Source organism: Paenibacillus arenilitoris (genome assembly GCF_014705655.1).
In the GTDB taxonomy this organism is placed as follows: domain Bacteria; phylum Bacillota; class Bacilli; order Paenibacillales; family Paenibacillaceae; genus Pristimantibacillus; species Pristimantibacillus arenilitoris.
The window spans coordinates 1-20,638 of record NZ_JACXIY010000020.1 but is presented as its reverse complement, the minus strand read 5'-3'; the positions used below and the strand labels follow the sequence as shown (position 1 = coordinate 20,638).

At 57.1% G+C, this 20,638-nt stretch carries 18 protein-coding genes; 16 read left to right on the top strand and 2 right to left on the bottom strand.

Translation table 11 applies throughout. From position 1 onward, the window contains the following. Nucleotides 1-7 precede the first annotated feature (7 nt). Nucleotides 8-1,141, bottom strand: a complete 1,134-nt coding sequence (gene mnmA / locus IDH41_RS17620) for a tRNA 2-thiouridine(34) synthase MnmA (RefSeq protein ID WP_190863302.1) — start codon at nt 1,139-1,141, stop codon at nt 8-10. A gap of 189 nt (nt 1,142-1,330) precedes the next feature. Here mnmA and cymR point away from each other — a divergent pair, with 189 nt between their 5' ends. The 15 genes from cymR to IDH41_RS17545 all read left to right on the top strand — a co-directional run bounded on the left by cymR (nt 1,331) and on the right by IDH41_RS17545 (nt 17,236). Further along, complete coding sequence (gene cymR / locus IDH41_RS17615; protein WP_190863300.1) at nt 1,331-1,750, top strand: cysteine metabolism transcriptional regulator CymR; 420 nt, start codon at nt 1,331-1,333, stop codon at nt 1,748-1,750. A gap of 13 nt (nt 1,751-1,763) precedes the next feature. After that, a complete protein-coding gene (locus IDH41_RS17610) occupies nt 1,764-2,915 on the top strand; it encodes a cysteine desulfurase family protein (protein ID WP_190863298.1) in 1,152 nt (383 codons plus the stop codon). A gap of 17 nt (nt 2,916-2,932) precedes the next feature. Further along, entirely contained in the window at nt 2,933-3,478 is a 546-nt protein-coding gene (locus IDH41_RS17605; protein WP_190863296.1) for a PRC-barrel domain-containing protein, read from the top strand. A gap of 3 nt (nt 3,479-3,481) precedes the next feature. After that, nucleotides 3,482-3,679: a hypothetical protein gene (locus IDH41_RS17600; protein ID WP_190863294.1), complete on the top strand. Its 198-nt coding sequence runs from the start codon at nt 3,482-3,484 to the stop codon at nt 3,677-3,679. Nucleotides 3,680-3,824: 145 nt separating this feature from the next. Continuing rightward, nucleotides 3,825-4,895 (top strand): AI-2E family transporter, encoded by a 1,071-nt coding sequence (locus tag IDH41_RS17595; protein ID WP_190863293.1) that lies wholly within the window; start codon nt 3,825-3,827, stop codon nt 4,893-4,895. A 375-nt stretch (nt 4,896-5,270) separates the two neighbouring features. Further along, nucleotides 5,271-7,904 (top strand): alanine--tRNA ligase, encoded by a 2,634-nt coding sequence (gene alaS / locus IDH41_RS17590; RefSeq protein WP_190863291.1) that lies wholly within the window; start codon nt 5,271-5,273, stop codon nt 7,902-7,904. A gap of 38 nt (nt 7,905-7,942) precedes the next feature. Then, nucleotides 7,943-8,203 (top strand): IreB family regulatory phosphoprotein, encoded by a 261-nt coding sequence (locus IDH41_RS17585; RefSeq protein ID WP_190863508.1) that lies wholly within the window; start codon nt 7,943-7,945, stop codon nt 8,201-8,203. Nucleotides 8,204-8,229: 26 nt separating this feature from the next. Then, nucleotides 8,230-8,646 carry a Holliday junction resolvase RuvX gene (ruvX, locus tag IDH41_RS17580; RefSeq protein WP_190863289.1) on the top strand — a complete coding sequence of 139 codons (417 nt, stop codon included), beginning with the start codon at nt 8,230-8,232 and terminating at the stop codon, nt 8,644-8,646. A gap of 8 nt (nt 8,647-8,654) precedes the next feature. Continuing rightward, nucleotides 8,655-8,951 carry a DUF1292 domain-containing protein gene (locus tag IDH41_RS17575; RefSeq protein WP_190863287.1) on the top strand — a complete coding sequence of 99 codons (297 nt, stop codon included), beginning with the start codon at nt 8,655-8,657 and terminating at the stop codon, nt 8,949-8,951. Continuing rightward, the gene (locus tag IDH41_RS17570; RefSeq protein ID WP_190863285.1) at nt 8,951-9,262 is read left to right on the top strand and encodes a DUF1292 domain-containing protein; all 312 of its coding nucleotides are present in this window, start codon (nt 8,951-8,953) and stop codon (nt 9,260-9,262) included. The genes IDH41_RS17575 and IDH41_RS17570 overlap by 1 nt, the downstream gene beginning before the upstream one ends. A gap of 162 nt (nt 9,263-9,424) precedes the next feature. After that, nucleotides 9,425-10,465 (top strand): endolytic transglycosylase MltG, encoded by a 1,041-nt coding sequence (gene mltG / locus IDH41_RS17565; protein WP_223829828.1) that lies wholly within the window; start codon nt 9,425-9,427, stop codon nt 10,463-10,465. Between the two features lie 104 nt (nt 10,466-10,569). Further along, a complete protein-coding gene (locus IDH41_RS17560; protein WP_190863282.1) occupies nt 10,570-11,502 on the top strand; it encodes a peptidase U32 family protein in 933 nt (310 codons plus the stop codon). Nucleotides 11,503-11,521: 19 nt separating this feature from the next. Beyond that, nucleotides 11,522-12,784: a peptidase U32 family protein gene (locus IDH41_RS17555; protein ID WP_190863280.1), complete on the top strand. Its 1,263-nt coding sequence runs from the start codon at nt 11,522-11,524 to the stop codon at nt 12,782-12,784. A 185-nt stretch (nt 12,785-12,969) separates the two neighbouring features. Continuing rightward, nucleotides 12,970-15,168: a methyl-accepting chemotaxis protein gene (locus tag IDH41_RS17550; RefSeq protein ID WP_223829819.1), complete on the top strand. Its 2,199-nt coding sequence runs from the start codon at nt 12,970-12,972 to the stop codon at nt 15,166-15,168. 157 nt (nt 15,169-15,325) lie between these two features. Beyond that, nucleotides 15,326-17,236 carry a peptidoglycan D,D-transpeptidase FtsI family protein gene (locus IDH41_RS17545; protein WP_223829818.1) on the top strand — a complete coding sequence of 637 codons (1,911 nt, stop codon included), beginning with the start codon at nt 15,326-15,328 and terminating at the stop codon, nt 17,234-17,236. A gap of 172 nt (nt 17,237-17,408) precedes the next feature. Here IDH41_RS17545 and ytvI read toward each other — a convergent pair whose 3' ends face one another. Further along, nucleotides 17,409-18,563 (bottom strand): sporulation integral membrane protein YtvI, encoded by a 1,155-nt coding sequence (gene ytvI / locus IDH41_RS17540; RefSeq protein ID WP_190863279.1) that lies wholly within the window; start codon nt 18,561-18,563, stop codon nt 17,409-17,411. Between the two features lie 168 nt (nt 18,564-18,731). Between ytvI and IDH41_RS17535 the strand changes: the two genes are divergently transcribed. Next, complete coding sequence (locus tag IDH41_RS17535) at nt 18,732-20,138, top strand: polysaccharide deacetylase family protein (RefSeq protein WP_190863277.1); 1,407 nt, start codon at nt 18,732-18,734, stop codon at nt 20,136-20,138. Nucleotides 20,139-20,638: the final 500 nt, after the last annotated feature.

Here is a 20,638-nt window from a genome sequence, read left to right as displayed (position 1 = left end):
ACCGTTATTAAGCCTGCAGCGAGGCAATAGCTTCGGCGTCCACCTTCCGAACGCTTTCGATCGTGCCGCCGCCGAGGCAAACGTCTCCGTCGTAGAGGACGACCGCTTGTCCGGGGGTTACGGCCTTCTGCGGAACATCGAACACGATGTGCGCCGTGCCGTCCTCGCGCGCCGTGACGGTCACGCCTTGGTCCGGCTGGCGGTAGCGGAACTTGGCGGTGCACTTCAGCGTGCCGGCGCCCGAGCCGGGCACGATCCAGTTCATGCCGCTGGCCGTCAGGCTTTCCGAATACAGGCTCGGATGACGCTCGCCCTGCACGACGTACAGGACGTTCCGCTCCAAATCCTTGTCGGCGACGAACCAAGGCTCGCCGGTGCCCGATCCGCCGATGCCAAGCCCTTGGCGCTGGCCGAGCGTGTAATACATGAGGCCGTCGTGACGGCCTTTCTTCTCGCCGGTCCGGATGTCGATCATATCGCCCGATTGCGCGGGCAAATAACCGCTGAGGAACTGCTTGAAGTTCCGCTCGCCGATGAAGCAGACGCCGGTGCTGTCCTTCTTCTTCGCCGTGAACAGGCCGGCTTCTTCGGCGATGCGCCGCACTTCGGGCTTCGGCAGATGGCCGATCGGGAACATCGCTTTGGCCAACTGCTTCTGGTTAAGCGCGCTCAGGAAGTACGTCTGATCTTTGTTCGCGTCGACGCCCCGAAGCAGCTTCGTCACGCCGTCTTCCGTCCGCTGGACGCGGGCGTAATGACCGGTCGCCAGGTAATCGGCGCCAAGCTCCGTCGCGCGCTGCAGGAAGTCGCCGAACTTGATCTCGCGATTGCACATCACGTCCGGATTCGGGGTGCGCCCGCGCTTGTATTCGTCCAGGAAATAGGTGAATACTTTATCATAATATTGCTTCTCGAAGTTAACGGTATAGTAGGGGATGCCGATTTGCTCGCAGACGCGGCGTACGTCTTCCGAATCCTCTTCGGCCGTGCAATGGCCGAATTCGTCGGTATCGTCCCAGTTTTTCATAAAGATGCCTATCACGTCGTAGCCCTGCCGCTTCAGCAGCAGCGCGGTGACGGAAGAATCGACGCCGCCCGACATGCCGACGACGACCCTGGTAGAGGCTTTTGGCTTATTCATGCTATACACCACCTTGTTCATTCAAACCTTTATTCAAGCCATTTTCATTGTACCATAGGCTGAAAAGTTTTTCATGAAGATGCCAACCTTTTTGCACACGCCGCCCGTGCGATATGTTAACATAGATGTGATATGGGAATACAGTGATTTAACGGGGAAAGCGAATAATTCAAAAATGAGGTGCCACATTTGAAAATATCGACGAAAGGCCGCTACGGCTTAACGATTATGATGGAGCTGGCGGCTAAATACGGGGAAGGCCCGACTTCGCTCAAGAGCATCGCCGAGCGGAATCAGCTTTCCGAGCATTATTTGGAGCAGTTGGTCGCGCCGCTGCGCAACGCCGGTCTGGTAAAGAGCATAAGAGGCGCTTACGGCGGTTACATTTTGTCCAAGGAACCCGATAATATTACGTCCGGCGACGTGATCCGCATTCTCGAAGGACCGATCTCGCCGGTCGACTTCACGGAGGAAGACGATCCCGCGAAGCGCCAATTATGGCTTCGCATCCGCGACAGCATCGCCGAAGTGCTCGATTCGACCTCGCTCGCCGATCTGATCGCCTACGAGGAAGAAGGCAAACCCGACAGCTACATGTTCTATATATAAAGGTAGGTTGACCATGGGTACGTATTATTTCGACCATGCCGCCACGACGCCGATGCGTCCGGAGGTGGCGCAGGCGATGCTCGGCGCGATGAGCGGTCCCAGCAACGCGTCAAGCATGCACGCTTTCGGCAGGGAAGCCAAGCAGCGGCTGAATCGGTCGCGCGACCTTATCGCTTCGGCGCTCGGCTGCAAGCCTTCCGAGCTCGTCTTCACGTCGGGCGGGACGGAGAGCGACAACGCCGCGCTGATCGGAGCGGCCAAGGCGCAGCGCAAGCGGGGCAGGTCTCATATCGTCACATCGGCGGGCGAGCATCATGCCGTGCTTCATACATGCGAATGGCTAAGCAGGGAAGAGGGCTTCGGACTGACGGTTCTGCCGCTCGGCAGCGACGGCACGACCGATCCGGAGCTTGTCCGAGCCGCGTTGACGCCGGAGACGGGACTTGTCAGCATTATGCACGGCAATAACGAGGTCGGCTCGCTGCAGCCGATCGAACGAATCGGGGAGATCGCCCATGCCGGCGGAGCGCTGTTCCATGTCGACGCCGTGCAAACTCTTGGCTGGATCCCTTATCGGCTGGGCGAGCTCCCCGTCGACTTCATGAGCTTTTCCGCCCATAAAATCAACGGACCGCAAGGCGTCGGCGCGCTGTACGCGGCCGCCGGCACGCCATTCGAGTCCATTCAGCACGGCGGATCGCAGGAGCGGAAGCGCCGTGCGGGCACCGAAAACATTGCCGGCATCGTCGGATTCGCAGAAGCTGTTGACATTTCTGTGAACGAGAGGGCGAAGAAGCAACCTTTGATGGACGAGCTCCGTATGAGATGGATAGAGCTGCTGCAAACGCATGCGGGCGTGCCGATCGCGGTCAACGGAGGCGAGCGGAATCGCCTCCCGCATATCGTCAACGTCAGCTTCATCGGCATCGATACGGAAACGATGCTGATGAACCTCGACATGGAAGGAATCGCGGCGTCGAGCGGATCGGCCTGCACCTCCGGCTCGCTTGAGCGGTCGCATGTGCTGCGCGCGATGCGTCTGCCGGAGGACCGGCTTCAATCGGCTGTAAGATTTAGCTTCGGTTTGGGGAATACTTTGGAGGAATTAGAAGACGCCGCACAAAAAATCGGAACGATCGTGAGGCGTATTCGTAATAACTACTAGGAGGACTCCGCCACAGCGTGATAAAACTTCAACAGCTAATTGGTCTGCCCGTTATCGTGATCCATTCCGGCAGAATGGTCGGAACCGTGAAGGACGCTTGGTTTGACGAGCATTGGCAGCTGAAAGGCATCATTTTGGAGTATGCCAAGTGGTTCGCCTTATCGGTGAAGACGGTCAAATGGTCGGATGTGCTGTCCTGCGGGGAAGATACGGTCATTATTTCGAGCGAAACGGCGATTGTCCGGATGAAGCCGAAGCAGATTTTGCGGTCCTTTTACACGGGTTTGGTGAAATTAAGGGATTTACCGGTCGTGACCGTACTTGGCGAGCAGCTTGGACGCGTATCGGATGTTTATTTTTATCCAAATCAGGGTACACAAATAGTAGGCTACGAGCTTACGGACGGTTTTGTTTCGGATCTGATGGAAGGGCGTAAATGGCTGAGGGCGCCGAGTGATCCGGATGCCGTGTTACTCGGGGAAGACGCGATTATTGTTCCGGCTGTCAGTGAAGCGGAATTGGAGCCTGTCGCAGCTTCCAATTCAATCGATAGGGAGAAATGAAAGATGATGAGATGTCCGAATTGCAATTCGAAAGATATCGGGAAGATCGGTTCCCATCAGTTCTACTGCTGGGGCTGCTTCATTGAGCTGACGGTTAACGGCGACAAAATGTCGGTTTACCAGGTGGAAGAGGACGGTACGCTGAGCTCGCTCGACGACTTGTTCTTCGAGGATGAAATGCCGCAAATTCACGCCAATTGACCGGCGCGCATACGAATATCCAAAGACGGCTTCGGCCGTCTTTTTTTTGTTATTCAAGGATGAATCGAACCGCTTGTACATATACTGAACTAGCCCCGTTCCGTCGAATCGGCGGCGGGGAATAGCTGGTTCGGGGGTGAGGGCGGTGGAACGATTCACGAAAAACCGTCTGTTCGTATGGCTGGTATATTTGATCATGGGCTTGCTGGCCGTCTATCTCATGCTGCTGATCAAGCCGCTTATCATTAACGTCTACGTTTTTTTGCGCGCGGTGCTGGCGCCTTTCGTCATCGCGATGATCATTTCGTACGTGCTGAATCCGATCGTCACGCTGCTGCACGAGCGGAAGGTTCCCCGGACGATCGCCGTGCTGCTTATCTATGCGGTATTTTGCGCGGCGATTACGGTGCTGCTCGTCAATCTCATTCCGATGTTCATCAATCAGGTGCAGGAGCTTAACCGGCACGTCCCCGAGCTATCCATGCGCGCCCAAAGCATCGTAACGGATATTAACAACACCTCGTTCCTTCCGGACAGCATCCGGGACGGCATGAACAAAGCGCTGCTGCAGATGGAGAAGAGGCTGTCGGAGAGTCTGTTCGATTTCGTCAACAATATCGGCTCGATGCTGAACGCGGTCTTCATTGCGTTCATCATTCCTTTTCTGGCTTTCTATATATTGAAGGATTTCGACGTGTTCGAGCGAACCGTCATTACGTACGTTCCGAAGTCGCACCGCAAAAACACGGTCAGGCTGCTCAAGGATATCGATGCCGCGCTGGGCAGCTACATCAGGGGGCAATTTCTCGTCTGCGTCATCGTCGGCGTCCTGGCCTACTGCGGCTATTTGTTCATCGGGATGCCGTATGCGCTGTTGCTTGCGGGCGTCGTGGCCATCACGAACGTCATCCCTTATTTGGGCCCGTTCTTCGGCGCGGCTCCCGCGCTTCTCGTCGCTTCGACCATTTCGCTCAAAATGGTCATTCTGGTCGCCGTCATCAATACGCTGTGCCAAATTCTCGAAGGCAACGTCATTTCGCCGCAGGTCGTCGGCCGGACGCTGCATATGCATCCGCTCGCCATCATCTTCGCCCTGCTTGTCGGAGGCGAAATCGCGGGCATTATCGGCATGATCCTCGCCGTGCCGATCTTCGCGGCCTGCAAGGTGATCGTCCAGCATATGTTCGCTTATTACGTCCGGCGAAAGATCATTTGACAGCCGAACGGGCTCTGGCTATAATTTTAGAAAGCAGATGCAAATAAAAGGTAAAACGTTGACGAATCGAAGTAAGCCATTGCCCGTCAGACAGAGAGAAAGCCTCTTCGCGACCGTTCCTTAGGAGCGCGGCCGCGTCGGTTGAGAAGGCTTTTTATGACGAAGAGTGGCCGAAAGCTCTTTTCGGAGTGTGAACGAACTTCACCGGGGGGATCCGTTAAAGTCCAAAGAAGGCGATTACGTCCGCCCGCGAGAGCGGCGTAATAACCAGGGTGGTACCGCGAAACGATTCGTCCCTGTCATTGACGGGGGCGTTTTTTGCGTTTTCTAGCGCCCTAGATGGGCCGTTAATTAATCGAAGGGGGACTATTGCATATGAAAGCTAGTGAAATCCGCGCCAAATGGCTCGCTTTTTTCGAAAGCAAAGGCCACAAAATCGAACCGAGCGCATCGCTCGTTCCGCATAACGATCCGTCGCTGCTGTGGATCAATGCGGGAATGGCGCCGCTGAAGCCTTATTTCGACGGCCGGGTCATTCCGGACAATCCGCGCATCGCCAACTCGCAGAAGTGCATTCGCACGAACGATATCGAGAACGTGGGCAAAACCCGCCGCCATCATACGTTCTTCGAGATGCTCGGCAACTTCTCGATCGGCGATTATTTCAAGGAAGAAGCGATCACATGGGCTTGGGAGTTTCTGACCGGACCGCAATGGATCGGCTTCGATCCGAACCGGCTGTCGGTAACGGTATATCCCGAGGACGAGGAGGCATTCAACTTCTGGAACCAGAAGATCGGCCTTCCGGCCGAACGCATCTATAAGCTGGAGGAAAACTTCTGGGACATCGGCGAAGGCCCTTGCGGCCCATGTACCGAAATTTTCTACGACCGGGGCGACAAATACGGCGACCTGTCCGATCCGGAATGCTGGCCGGGCGGCGAGAACGAGCGATTCCTCGAAGTATGGAACCTCGTCTTCTCGCAGTTCAACCATAACAAGGACGGCAGCTATACGCCGCTTCCGAACAAAAACATCGATACGGGAGCCGGCCTCGAGCGCTTTGCTTCGATCTTGCAGGACGTCGATTCCAACTTCGACACCGACCTGTTCCGTCCGATCATCGACCGCACGTGCGAAATCGCGAAGGTCAGTTACAAAGCGAACGAGGAGCACGATATCGCGCTTAAGGTCATCGCCGACCATATCCGCACCGTCGCGTTCGCCGTTGGCGACGGCGTCATGCCGTCCAACGAAGGCCGCGGCTACATTATCCGCCGCTTGCTCCGCCGTGCGGTCCGTTACGGCAAAACGCTCGGAATCGACCGTCCGTTTCTGTACGGGCTGACTTCCGTCGTCGGCGAAGTGATGGGCGTCTACTATCCGGAAGTCGTCGAGAAGCGCGAGTTCATCGAGCGCGTCATCCGAACCGAGGAAGAGCGCTTCCACGAAACGCTCGAAGGCGGGCTTGCGATGCTGTCCGGGCTCGTGGCTGCCGCCGCCAAGGCCGGCAACAAAGAGATTGGCGGCGAGGACGCCTTTCGCCTGTACGATACGTACGGCTTCCCGTTCGACCTGACCGAGGACTTTGCTTCCGAGAACGGCATGACGGTCGACCGCGCCGGCTTCGACGCGGCGATGGAAGCGCAGCGCGAACGCGCGCGCGCGGCTCGCCAAGAGACGGGCAGCATGAAGGTGCAGGGCGGCCCGCTCGGCGATTTTACGGTTAAAAGCGAGTTTGTTGGCTATAATGAACTGGTAACCGGGGCCCGTATCGTCGCGATCGTTCGTGATGACGAGCTCGTGGAAGCCGCGGAAGAAGGCAGCAAGATCGCCGTTATTCTCGACCGCACGCCTTTCTACGCGGAAAGCGGCGGCCAGATCGGCGACAGAGGCACGATTGCGGGGAACGGCTTCACCCTGCAGGTGGAAGACGTCACGAAGGCGCCGCACGGTCAGAACGTTCATCACGCAATCGTCGCGACGGGCATCGTGCGCGCCGGAGATGCGGCGGAAGCCGCCGTGGCGAAACCGGTCCGCGAAGACATCATCAAAAACCATACGGCGACCCATCTGCTCCATAAAGCGCTCAAGGAGGTGCTCGGCGACCATGTCAATCAGGCGGGCTCTCTCGTCGAAGCCGAACGTCTCCGGTTCGACTTCTCGCACTTCGGCAGCATTACGGCCGAAGAGCTTGCGGCGATCGAGCGCCGCGTCAACGAGCAGATCTGGCTCGGTACGCCGGTATCGATCGATATCAAGCCGCTGAACGAAGCGAAAGCGATGGGCGCGATGGCGCTCTTCGGAGAGAAATACGGCGACGAGGTTCGCGTCGTGCAGGTCGGAAGCTACAGCCTGGAGCTGTGCGGAGGCTGCCACGTCGGCAACACGTCGCAGATCGGCATATTCAAGCTGCTCGGCGAGAGCGGAATCGGTTCGGGCGTAAGAAGAATCGAAGCCGTGACCGGCAAGCATGCTTATCAATATTTGGAGAGCCAGCTCGAGCTGCTGAAGCAATCGGCGGCGCTGCTCAAATCGAACGCGGCCGACGCGCCGAAACGGATCGAAGCGCTGTTCGGCCAAGTGAAGGAGCTGTCCAGGGAGAACGAGTCGCTGCAGGCGAAGCTGAGCCGAATCGAAGCGGGCTCGCTCGAAGCGAGCGCGAAGACGGTCGGCGACGTTACGGTATTGTGCGCGAAAGTTAGCGCCCCTTCGATGGACGCGCTGCGCGGCATCGTCGACGAGCTGAAGCTGAAGCTGACCTCCAGCGTCATCGTGCTCGGCGCGATCGCGGACGACAAAGTCAATCTGGCCGCGGCCGTCTCGCCGGAGCTGGTGAAGAAGGGCTTCCATGCCGGCAAGATCGTCAAGGAAGCGGCCGTACATTGCGGCGGCAGCGGCGGCGGACGCCCGGATATGGCGCAAGCCGGCGGCAAGGACGTCTCCAAGCTGGATGAAGCGCTGAAACTTACGGAAGAACTGGTTCTCGGTCAAACAAATGTGATATGATAAGGAAGAATAGCGGTTTGGAAAGCGAGGTGCTGGCGATGAGTTCCATGGACAAAACGATGAAGTTTAACGTGACGGCGGAAGGGGCCGAATCTTCTCAGGATATTTTGTTATCCGTGCATGAAGCGCTCCTGGAGAAAGAGTACAATCCGATTAACCAGATCGTTGGGTATTTGTTGTCCGGGGATCCCGCGTATATCCCGCGGCATAACAACGCCAGAAGCTTGATTCGCAAGAAAGAACGAGACGAATTGATCGAAGAGCTCGTCCGGTTTTATTTGAGCCACAAGAAACAATAACGAGAAAGTTAGGAGCCGGACGGGCAATGAGATTGATGGGACTGGATTACGGCGACCGCAATATCGGCGTCGCCGTCAGCGATGCTTTTCGCTGGACCGCGCAAGGACTCGGAGTCGTCGAACGCAGGCGGGACGGCGGCGAGTTCGACCGCATCGAGGGCCTCGTGAAGGAGCATGAGGTCAGCGAGATCGTCGTCGGCTTGCCGAAGAACATGAACGGAACGATTGGTCCTCGTGGCGAAATTTGCATCGCATTTGCAGAACAGCTTCAGGAAAAGCTAAACATACCTGTTCACCTATGGGATGAAAGGCTGACGACGGTAGCCGCGGAACGGACGCTTCTGGAAGCGGACGTCAGTCGGAAGAAGCGCAAGCTTGTCGTGGACAAAATGGCGGCGACGCTTATTTTGCAAAATTATCTCGATTCTAAAGCGAAAAGGTGATGGTGAACATGACAAAAGAGGATATGGAATTCGAAGAGCCGGAAATCATCTATATTCCGGACGAGGAAGGCAACGAAGAGGAATTCGAAGTCATCATGAAGTTCGAGGTTGATGGTTCCGATCAGAAATATATGATGGTCGTTCCGCTCGCCAGCGAGAACGACGAGGAAGACGAAGTATACGCTTTCCGCTATGAGGAGGAAGGCGACGATTTGAAGCTGTACACGATCGAAGACGAGGAAGAGTGGAGCATGGTCGAGGAGACGTTCAATACGCTGCTCGGAGAGATGGAGGAGCAAGACTAATGTCAAGCTCCGGACACGACGCTCCGCTTAAGCGGAACAGCCTGAAGGAGGCGTTCGGCAAGGAGATCGAATTGGAAGCGGAGGACGGCGGCTCTCTCGTCTACGAGATCAAAGCCGAATTTCAATTGGGCGGCCGCGTCTATGCGGCTCTCCAATCCGAGCGCATGCGCCCGGAGGATGAGGTAGAGCTGTTCCGCGTTCTACACGCGGACGGCGAGCCTCAGCTCGAAACGATAGAAGACGATGAGGAATGGGAAGCGGCGTCTGAAGCATATGACGACTTATTGTTTGCGGACGACGAGCGGCCGTAAGAGGCTACAAGAGCATATGCAAGGAGACGAAAGGGCGGCCGATAACCGCTCTTTTGTTAGATTACAGACGTTTTCGCTTATATCATGAGGGGGTCGCACAGGTTGGACAATTCTTCACGGCGGTTTGCGCACGGCAACGGTCCGAAGCGGAGCCGGATTACGATGTGGGTTATTTTAAGCTTGCTTGGCATCATGGTTATCGGCGCGGGAAGCGCGGCGTTATACGTATGGAGCAGCCTTCAGCCGACGAAGGCGGGCGACGCCGTCAAGGTGGATATTCCGAAAGGCACCTCGGCCAACGAAGTGGCGGATTTGCTCGAGCAGCACGGCATCATTAAGAACTCCTTCCTATTCAAGTATTATTTGAGGCTGAGCGACCAAGGCGCACGCTTTCAAGCGGGCTCGTACGAGCTTCGTCCCGGGATGGAGAACGACGCGATCATCGCCAAGCTGAACGCCGGCGACACGGTGGCGGTCGAGACGATCCGCTTCACGATACCGGAAGGCTTCACGGTATTGCAAATCGCGGACAAGCTGGCCGGGGAGAAGCTGGTCGACAAAAATAAATTTTTGGAGCTGGCCGCAACGCATACGGCATGGGCCGATGCGGAGGCCGTCCGTACGATACCGCAGGACGACAAGCTGCATCAACGGCTGGAAGGATACTTGTTCCCGGAAACCTACGAGATGAAAAAGGGCAGCACCGAAGAGGACATCATGAACCGGATGGTATCGGAGCTTGACCGCAAGCTGGCCGAGCTGCCGGAAGGCTGGATGGACGAGCTCGAGACGAAGGACATGACTCTTCACGAGCTGCTGACGATCGCTTCGCTCGTCGAGCGCGAGGTGGTCGTGGACGAGGAGCGGGCGCTGGTGGCCGGCGTCATTTATAACCGGATCAAGGACGGAATGATGCTGCAAATCGACGCGACCGTGCAATATTCGCTCGATAAGCCGAAAGAGCGGCTGTACGAGAAGGATCTGCAAATCGATAGTCCGTACAACACCTATAAGGTCGAAGGACTTCCGCCCGGACCGATCGCAAGCCCTAGCCTTGCATCCATTAAGGCCGCGCTATATCCCGAGCCTTCCGATTTTTTCTTCTACGTCACGAAGAAGGACGGCAGCCAGACGCATTTATTCGCGAAGACGTATCAGGAGCATTTGAAGAACATCGAGAAGAGCAACGAGGCCGCGGAATAAGCCGCGCCGTTGCCACACCAGGCAAGTTGGCCGCGCTTATCTTAAGTCTTGCGCATCATTAGGGCGAGGCCGGCGCGGTTAACTTTTTTCGAGGAGGATCAAAAATGCCTTATAAGCCGGAATTATTAACGACCGCCGCGTCCATGGAGGAGCTGGAGCGGCTTATCGGCGCGGGCGCCGACGCGTTCGTCATCGGCGAAGAGCGCTACGGCATGCGGCTGGCCGGCGAATTTAAATTGGACGCCATGGCCGAAGCGGTAAATCTCGCGAAACCGCATGGGGTCAAAATATACGCGGCGCTCAATAATTTGATGGACAACGAAGCGGTCGAGTCGCTGCACGCCTATGTGGCCGCGGTTGCCGAGGCGGGCGCGGACGCGATCGTGTTCGGCGATCCGGCGGTGCTGATGGCCGCACGGGTGCACGCGCCGGGCATGGCGTTGCATTGGAACGCGGAGATGACGTCGACGAATTACGTGACGGCCAATTACTGGGGAAGAAGAGGCGCGACCCGGTACGTGCTCGCGCGCGAGCTGAACATGGAGCAGGTTATCGAAACGACCGAGGGGACCGAGCTGGAAGTGCAGGTTCAGGTGCACGGGATGACGAATATTTACCATTCCAAGCGTTCGCTCGTGAACAGCTACATGGAGCATCGGCAGGAGCCGGAACGTCTCGTTCAAAGAGACAAGGACCGCGGCCTGTACGTCATGGAAGCGGAGCGCCAGGACGAGCGCTACCCGATCTTCGAGGACGCGAACGGCACGCATATTATGAGCTCGGACGACATTTGCATGATCGAAAATTTGCATGAGCTGATGGAAGCGGGAGTGAACAGCTTAAAGGTCGAGGGCATTATGAAAACCGTCGAATACAATGAGACCGTTATCCGCGCTTACCGCCAAGCGATCGATGCCTACCTAGCGGATCCTCAAGGCTACGAATTCCGCGAGGAATGGCTGGAGTCGATCCGGGCGGTACAGGACCCGAATCGCGAGCTGAGCTATGGATTCTTTTACAAAGAGCAAGTGTATTGATTCGCAGGAGGTAGAGAGAATGACGGTTACGGAACGATCGACCGCGAGGTACCATGGCAAGCGTCATCGGCTGGACAAGCCCGAGCTGCTAGCGCCGGCCGGCAACCTGGAGAAGCTGAAATTCGCGGTCCACTACGGCGCCGACGCGGTGTACATCGGCGGTCAAAAATACGGTCTGCGCTCGGGCGCGGACAATTTCAGCTTCGAGGAAATGCGGGAAGGCGTCGAATTCGCGAACCGGTACGGTGCGAAAATATTCGTCGCGACCAATATATACGCGCATAACGAGGACGTCGAAGGGTTAGAGGACTATTTGCGGACGCTCCAGGAGGTCGGAATCGCCGCGATCATCGCCGCCGATCCCGCCATCATCGAAACCTCGCAGCGGGTCGCGCCGAAGCTGGAGGTTCATCTCAGCACGCAGCAATCGACGCTGAACTGGCAGGCCGTGCAGTTCTGGAAGGACGAGGGGCTGCCCCGAGTCGTGCTGGCCCGGGAGACCAGCTTCCAGGACATCGCGGAAATTAAAAAGCACGTGGATATCGAGATCGAAGCGTTCATCCACGGCGCGATGTGCTCTTCGTTCTCCGGGCGGTGCGTGCTGTCGAACCATTTTACGGACCGGGATTCGAACCGCGGCGGCTGCTGCCAATCGTGCCGCTGGAAATACGATCTGTTCGTGGACGATATGCCGCTGTATCCCGAGGACGAAGACAAGTTTACGATGGGCTCCAAAGATTTGTGCATGATCGAATATTTGCCCGAGCTGATCGAGGTCGGCGTCGACAGCTTCAAGATCGAGGGCCGGATGAAAAGCATTCATTACGTGGCGACCGTCGTCAACGTCTACCGACAGGCGATCGATGCGTATTTCGAAGATCCGGAGCGTTACGAATTGAAGCGGGAATGGGTCGAGGAAATCAACAAAGCCGCCAATCGGCCGCTCAATACGGGCTTTTTTCTGGATGCGCCGGGCGCGGAGGACCATATCTACGAACCGGAGGAGAAGGCGGCGCCTTATGATTTTGCCGGCGTCGTGCTCGAATACGACGACAAAACCGGGTTTGCGACGGTACAGCAGCGCAATCATTTCAAGTTAGGCCAAGAGGTGGAGTTCGTAGGGCCGAAGGGCGTCTTCTTCAAGCAAACGGTCTCCGAGCTGACCGATGCCGAAGGTGCACCGCTGGACGCCGCGCGCCACCCGCTGCAGCCCGTGCGGATCCGCACGCTGAAGCCCGTTCGCCCGATGGACATGATGAGGAAAAAAACAGGGAACCGATAATGCCGGAAGTCATACTTGAGTCTTATTTTTTCGACAAAATAAGGCTCTTTTTTTGCGAACGGTATTATGAATTGACTGCCGCCTGCCGATATAAACTAATAGATTGCAATTACATATTTCGGCTAGATTCGCTAGCAACCTAAGGACTAATTTAGACTTACAATTTTAAAGGCGGTGGCTTTTCCATGAAAAACGGAGACGAGAAAAAAACAAAAAAGCCCAAGAAGGAAAGCGATCGGAACGGTGCCGACGCAGGACGGTCAGAGCTCGTTTTGAAAGCGCAAACAGGGTTGAAGGGGCTAGGCAATGCGGCCAAAACGGCGATGCAGGAGACGAAGCTGGGGAGCCCGATCAAGTCGGTCGGAATGAAGCTGTTCCTGATCATCTTCTGCAGCATTATCGCCTGCGTCCTGACGGTAGGTCTTATGGCGTATTCGAAATCGAAGCAAATCGTGGAGAGCAAGGTTTCGGACGCAAGCTTCCAGACGGTGAACCAGGTCGCGAACAATTTGGACGTTATTTTTAAAACGTACGAGGATCTTACGCTTCAAATTTTGATCGATAAGGACTTTCACGAAACGGTCCGCACGATGCTTGATAGCGGCGACGACTACAGCAAATTCGAGGCGTCGCGCAAGCTGAGCGACAGAATGCAAAGCTATATTATGGGCAACAGCACGATCAGCAATCTGATCCTGCTGCCGCTTAACCCCGAATTGAGCGCCGTAACGGCGGGCTCCGCATCGGCCGGCAGCGCGGAGAAGCTGCTGCAATCCGAATGGTTCAAGCAGACGGTGGACATGGCCGGGAAGACGAACTGGATTCCGCCTCAGCCCGATGGCCTTTCCGGCTCGGGGAGCACGCAGACGATCGGCGTCAGCCGGCTGCTCAAGGATTCGATGTCGAACGAAGCGAATTACGTCCTCCTGATGGAAATCGACATCTCGACGCTTTCGAGCCGTTATAGCGACGTCGTGCTCGGCAAGGACAGCGAGATGGCGGTCGTCGACGGAGCGGGCAACTATATCACGTACCACGATGAATCGCTGATCGGCAAGCCGATGAAGGTGAGCCTGCCGACCGAAGGCGACGAAGCGGAGCATGGCTCCGCCAAAGTGAATTCGACGGACGGCACGGACGTGCTGGCCGCTTACAAGACGTTCGAGGCGATGAACTGGAAGCTGGTCGGCACCATTCCGGTGAAGGAGCTCGTCAGGGACGCGAAGGCGATTCAAACGTTGACCTGGATTACGGTTGCCGTTGCGGCGGTGCTTGCCGTCCTGATCGGCTTCATGGTCATCCGGACGGTCGCACATCCGCTTGTGAAGCTGAGGAACCTGATGAACGAAGGCTCCAGAGGCAATCTGACGGTCCGCTCCGAGATGGAGAACCGCAGCGACGAGATCGGGGAGCTGGGCGTCAGCTTCAACGTCATGATGGCGCAGATCAAAGATCTTGCGGTCCAGACGACGCGTTCGGCCGAGGACGTGCTCTTGACGGCGACCGATCTTAGCGAAGCTTCCCGCAAGACGGCGATATCGGCGAAGGAGATCGCCGTCGCGACCGAAGAGATCGCGGGCGGAGCGACCAGCCTTGCGGTCGAAGCGGAGAAGGGCAACGACCTGACCGCCAATATCGACGTCATGATGAAGAAAGTGATCGACGCCAATCAGCAGATGGTCCGTTCGGCGGCCGAGGTCGAGAAGGCGAGCGAGCAAGGCACGGCCTATATGGGCGTGTTGATCGAGAAGACGGGCATGACGGAGGAAATGACGCGCTCGATGGTCGAGAAGGTCGATGCGCTGAAGGAAAGCACGGGCTCGATCGTCAAAATTTTGGACGTGCTCAACAACTTGACGAAACAAACGAATATTCTTTCCCTGAACGCCACGATCGAAGCGGCGCGCGCGGGAGCGGCCGGCAAAGGCTTCATGGTCGTAGCCGACGAAATCCGCAAGCTCGCCGACCAATCGCGCCAATCGATCGACGTCGTCGGCCAGATTACCGAAAAAATCAGGGGCGAGATCGACGAGACGGTGAGCGTACTGTCGGACGCTTATCCGCTGTTCCAGGAGCAAATCGGATCGGTTAAGGAAGCGAACCAAATTTTCCTGAGCGTGCAAGGCCAAATGGGACAATTCGCCGAGAAGCTCGACGTGGTGACGGATTCCATCAGCCAGCTCGACCAGTCGCAGCTCGTGCTTGCCGAAGCGATGACGAACGTAAGCGCGGTAGCCGAGGAATCGTCCGCTACTTCGGAGGAGGTAGCTTCGCTCAGCTCCGAGCAGCTCAGCATCAGCGACGGCATGGTCCGGTTGTCCGAGAAGCTCGACGCCGTATCCCGCGAGCTCAAAAACTCGCTTTCCCAGTTTAAAATATCGTAAAGACAAGGAAGGGAAGCCGCTTGGCCGCATGGTCGAGCGGTTTTTTTTCGTCTAGCGGCCAGGTTTGAACGGCTGCGCGGGAAGGAATAATAAGGGAAGCGGCCGCGCAAGCGGCCTCATGGGAAGGAAGGCTGCAACAAAAAGGAGTGCCGGCCTTATGGGTCATCGCATGTACAAGCGAATCTGGATCGCCGCGCTGTTCATCAGCGCGGTCATGATGATATTCGTCGGGCGGCTTGCCTGGCTGCAGCTCATCCCGGGCAGTCCGGCGGCGCCCGCCTACAAGAGCGCCGCAAGCCGCGGAAGCTGGCAGCGCATGTCGGTCGTCCAGCGGCAGCGCCTGTTGGTGCTCGATACGGGGCGAGGGGATTTCTACGACCGGAACGGCTACGCGATTACCGGAGAGACGTATTCGGCGGCCGCATTGTTTCCGGTGCGGGCCAAATCGCGCGGCGAAGAGGAAGAGCTGAACGCGCTTAGCGGCCTGCTCGGCGTATCGCGGGCGGAGCTGGACGCCGTCTGGAACTCGGTGACGGCGCCGGTATTCTGGAAGCGGGACGGCGATAGGCTGCCGATGCGGCTCAGCGAGGAGCAAGCGGAGCGTATCGCAAGTCTGAAGCTGGACGGCATTCGCGTGTTGCCGTACCGCAACCGCTATATGCAGCGGTTCGAGCCCAAACATGCGATCGGCTTTACGAGCCAGCATCCGGAATGGCTCGAAGATGTGCATGCGGAGGAGCTTGCGGAAGGGAAACGCAGGCTGACGGATCAGGTCGGCGGGGCGGGGCTTGAGAAGTCGCTGGACCGGCTGCTGCACGGCGTCGGGGAGACGAGCGTCTCCTACTTTATCGACGGCCGGAACGCGCCGCTCCATGGGCTCGACGCCCGCGTCCATCAGCCTCGCAGCCCCTATTATCCGCTGAAGGTGAAGACGACGCTCGACCTGGCTCTTCAGAACGAGATCGAAGCTTACGTCGACGAGCAAGGCTTGACGGAAGGGGCGGTCGTCGTGCTGGACGCGAACAATGCCGACGTGCTCGCCATGGTGTCGCGTCCGAAGCTGAAGCCGGGGGCATTCTCCTCCTCGGACGGGACCGAGTGGGCGAACCACGCGCTTCAGGCGGTCGAGCCGGGCTCGATCTTCAAGCTGGTCACCGAGGCGGCGGCGCTCGAAGCGGGGGCTGCGGACAAGGACGAAGTGTTCGAATGCGACGGCGAATACGGGAAATACGGCTTGTCCTGCTGGAAGGAGGGCGGCCACGGCCGGCTCACGCTGCAGGAAGGGCTGGCCCAGTCGTGCAATATCGTATTCGCGACGATCGCCGAGCGGCTTCGGCCCTCCGAGCTGCAGCGCATCGCTGCGGCGCTCGGCATCGGGCAGAAGGCGGGCTGGCACCGCGACCGCCCGTTCGGGCCGTTCCCGAACGCGCTGCGGCTGCTGGAGGAGGAGGAGGCCGGGCAGCTGTTCGCGCCGGCGGAGCCAGGGACGGGGAGCGGCAGCGGCAAGCGGGCAGGCAAGCGGGAAGCCGCCGAGAAGGCCGCTTCGCTCGCCGCGGTCGACGGCGGCGCGCTCGCGCAAAGCGGGATCGGTCAGCGTGACGTTAGAATGACGCCGCTACAGGCGGCGAACTTAATCGTCACGCTATTGAACGGCGGGCGCGTGATGGAGCCGCGCCTCGTCAGCGAAATCCGCTATGCCAACGGCCAGCGGATGGCGAAGCTGCCCGCGCAGCGGGCGCAAGGGCTCGGCGGCCGGATCAGGCCGGCCACCGCCCAGGCGCTGCTGCGCGGCATGGAGGCGGTCGTCGACCACGGGACGGGTCGATCGATCCGCCAGGGGGCGTGGGCGGTGGCCGGGAAATCCGGCACCGCCGAGACCAAACGGGCCGGAATCGACCGCAACCACCAGTGGTTTGCGGGCTACGGCCCGGTCAAGCAGCCGAGCTACGCCATCGCCGTGCTCGTGGAAAACCGGCCGCCCGGCAGCGCCAACCGGGCGACGAAGCTGTTCCGCGGCATTATGGATATTGCCGCGGCCAAGGCGGGCGGGCGTGGGCGCGGGCAATAGCGAGCGCCCACCCGATGCTCTACCGCTCGCTCAAGAATTGCTCAGCCGCGCTTTTTTCGGAAGTGCCGCGCAGCATTGGGAAAGGCCGCACCGATGTGTTCACGGTGCGGCCTTTTATTGTTCGCCAGACGGCGGACGATCGAGATCAGGCGCAGTCGGTTCAGAACTACGCTTACGCTTCTTCCTTCGTTTCCTGATTCTTCAGCTTGTCGACGAATGGCGTGCCGTCCGCGTTCGTCTCGAACTCGCCTTGCGGGGCCCGGATCCAGCGGTGGAAGTAGCCTTGGTCATACAGCGCCTTGATCAGGATCATCAGGATCGGCGACAGGATGACGCCTGCTACCCCGAACAGCGACAGCGACACGATCATGAAGGCAAGCATCGTGAAGGCGGATACGCCGAGGGAGTCGCCCGTAATCTTGGGCTCGAGAATCTGGCGCGTGAGTACGACGACAAGGAACAGGACCGACAGCCAAATCGCGAGCGAAATTTTGCCGACGATGATCAAATATATGATCCAAGGGATAAAGACGGTGCCGACCCCGAGCAGCGGCAAAATATCGAAAATCGCCGCTACGACCGCGATGACGAACGCGTTCTTCACTCCGAGCAGAATAAGCGCCGCCAGAATGACGACGAAGGTGATGCTGATCATCTTAGCCTGCGCTTTAATATAAAGCGCGATGCCTTTGAAGACGTTGTTGCGCAGGAAGAAAAATACGTTCTTGAACGTCCTTGGCGTCTTGTCATCGGCCGTCTGCTTCCACGTCGTAATCTCGATGCTTAGGAAATAAGCGAGAATGATGCCCACGATAAAGTTGAAAATGAACGTCGAGAACGAGGAGACATAGCCGATGATATTCATCAGCACGTTCTTCCCGAACGTGGCGATCGTAGCCGAAGCCCCTTCGATCAGCTCCTTGGAGCGCTGAACCAGATCCAGATCTTCCGGCAGATTGCCGAACCGCTGCTGGACTTCCGCCGTAATATTCGCGATTTGCTCGGCGAACATTTTCTGGTATTTCGGGAAATTTTCGGCCAGCTCGGTGCCTTGCTTCGTAATGAGGAAGGCGACTCCCGAGAACGCCCCGAGAATGAGGATCGCGAACAGCAATATCGAAATGCCGGAGGCGATCGATTTTTTCACCCCCAGCTTGTTCAGCCGCCTGGCGAGAGGCTCGATGCACAAAAAGATAAGAAAGGAATAAAATACGGGCGTCGCAATGCGGTACAAATAGCTGAAGGAATACATAATTAAATAGACGGTGAGGGCGATCAGCGCGATGTCGAAGGCGGTTCGCCAATATTTTTTGTAAAACGGCAGCATCGTTACACCCCTTCTTTATTCCAGAATCATATTTCCTTAAAGATTGTACTATAGTTTTTAAAAAGATGCCTATTTTTTATTGCGGTATGCTACAATTAAAGCTATCGTTGTTGTTTTGTACCGCTATCCATTCGTCGACTAAATCACAAAACGGTGGGGAAAACAAAAATGGAAAAATTACTGCTCTGGGGTTTATACGTAGCGACCTTCTACGCGTTTCTTCCCGGCATCATCAGCCGAACGTTCGGCTTTCGCGTATTCAAGAAAGGGCGCGCGCAGAGAGAGATCGCCCTTACGTTCGATGACGGCCCGGATCCGGTCTATACGCCGCAGCTGCTCGATTTGCTCGCCCGCTATAAGGCGAAGGCGACTTTTTTTGTCGTGGGCTCGCACGCGGAGGGGCAGGAGGCGCTGCTGCGCCGGATGAAGGAGGAAGGTCATGTCATCGGCATTCATAACTACGTTCATAAATCGAACTGGCTGATGAGGCCCCGTACGGTGAAGCGCCAAATCGAACGCACCGCGGAACTTATCGAGAAAGCGACGGGCGAGCGTTCGGCTTATTATCGGCCGCCATGGGGAATCGTAAACGTATTCGATTACGCCAATCTCGGCTATTTGCAAATTATTTTGTGGTCGGCCATGTTCGGGGATTGGCGTATCCGCGTCGGGGCGGAACGGCTTCGCAAGCGGATGATGAGGAAGCTTAGGCCCGGCGAGGTCATCCTGCTTCACGATTGCGGCATGACGTTCGGAGCGGATAAGGATGCTCCGCGGAACATGCTGGCCGCGCTCGAAGCTTATTTGGAGGAAGGGACGCGGCGCGGCTACCGCTTCGTGGACATCCAAGAGATGATCAAGCTGACCGACTCCGCCAGGGCGTCGCACGCATCCGTATGGAAGAGGCTGCTGATCTCGCTGTGGCTGCTGTGGGAGAAGGCGTTCCACCTTGCGTTCCGGCTCAAGACGGTCGGCGACAAGAACAATCCGGCTTTCCACTATCGCGTAACGACGTATAACGGGGAAACGGTAGAGCTGGTTGGGGGGAGCCGCGTGACGAAGGGCGATCTAATTGCGGAGCTGCACTTCGACAACAAGAAATTATCCGCCATCGCCGCCGAGTCCAAATCGCCCGTCGCAACCGGCATCCGCATGATCCGCGAGGTGGAGCAGGCGCTGCCGCTGCTCGCGAACCAGCTGGCGGGCGATACGGAAGCGAAGGACATTAAAGCGGTATACGGGGTCACGATGATTCACCGCGGGGCCGACAAGCTCGGTTTTGAAATATACGAGCTCCCGGAAGGCTTGTTCGCGAAGAGCACGCGCGTTTATTTGCGCATTCTGATTCGAGTGCTGACGAGCAAGCCGAAGAAATCGTCGAAGGAACGGCGCCGAAAAGAGGCGATCTCGCCGCGCATGCTGTTCATGCCCGTCGCGACGGTTCGGCGATACGCCACCGAGCAGATCGGCAAAATCCAAGAGGAAGCCGAGCGGATCAGCGATGCCGTAGAGCGGACCATAAGCGCGGCGGCCGACGAAGCCGCGCAGCTCGGTACGAAAACAACAGCCATATGACGCGGGTGACTATATCCGCATACGCAGCCTTTCAGGGGAGCTAAGCCCCTTGAAAGGCTGTTTGATATAGTCGCCTAGAGAAGCATTAGCACCATTTTCGTCTTAACTAACTCAAATTTGCGCATCGGATCTAAATGATGGGATCTGAACCGTCACGTCAACCTCTAAACGCTACTTTAGCTCATTTCCGCCGTTTCCGAGCAGCCGATCAGTTAAATGGGTCTCTCTGCGCGGGAATCAATTTCAAAAACTGAAATTAAGAGCGAAAGATGGGTACTAGCTGGTGATCTAGTTTCAAATTTTGAAACAAATTCGGATAATATCTAATGGGAAAGCTCGAACGGTACCGCATAGATTCAATAATTGAGACTAAATCGAAAGAGAATAGGTTTAAGAGTAATTTAGTTTCAATTATTGCACTAGCCATGCGACAAACCTAACATGATCTGAAAGTTTTCCTTTTCAAAAACAAAAAAGTTCCCTATTGTGAGAGTATGGCA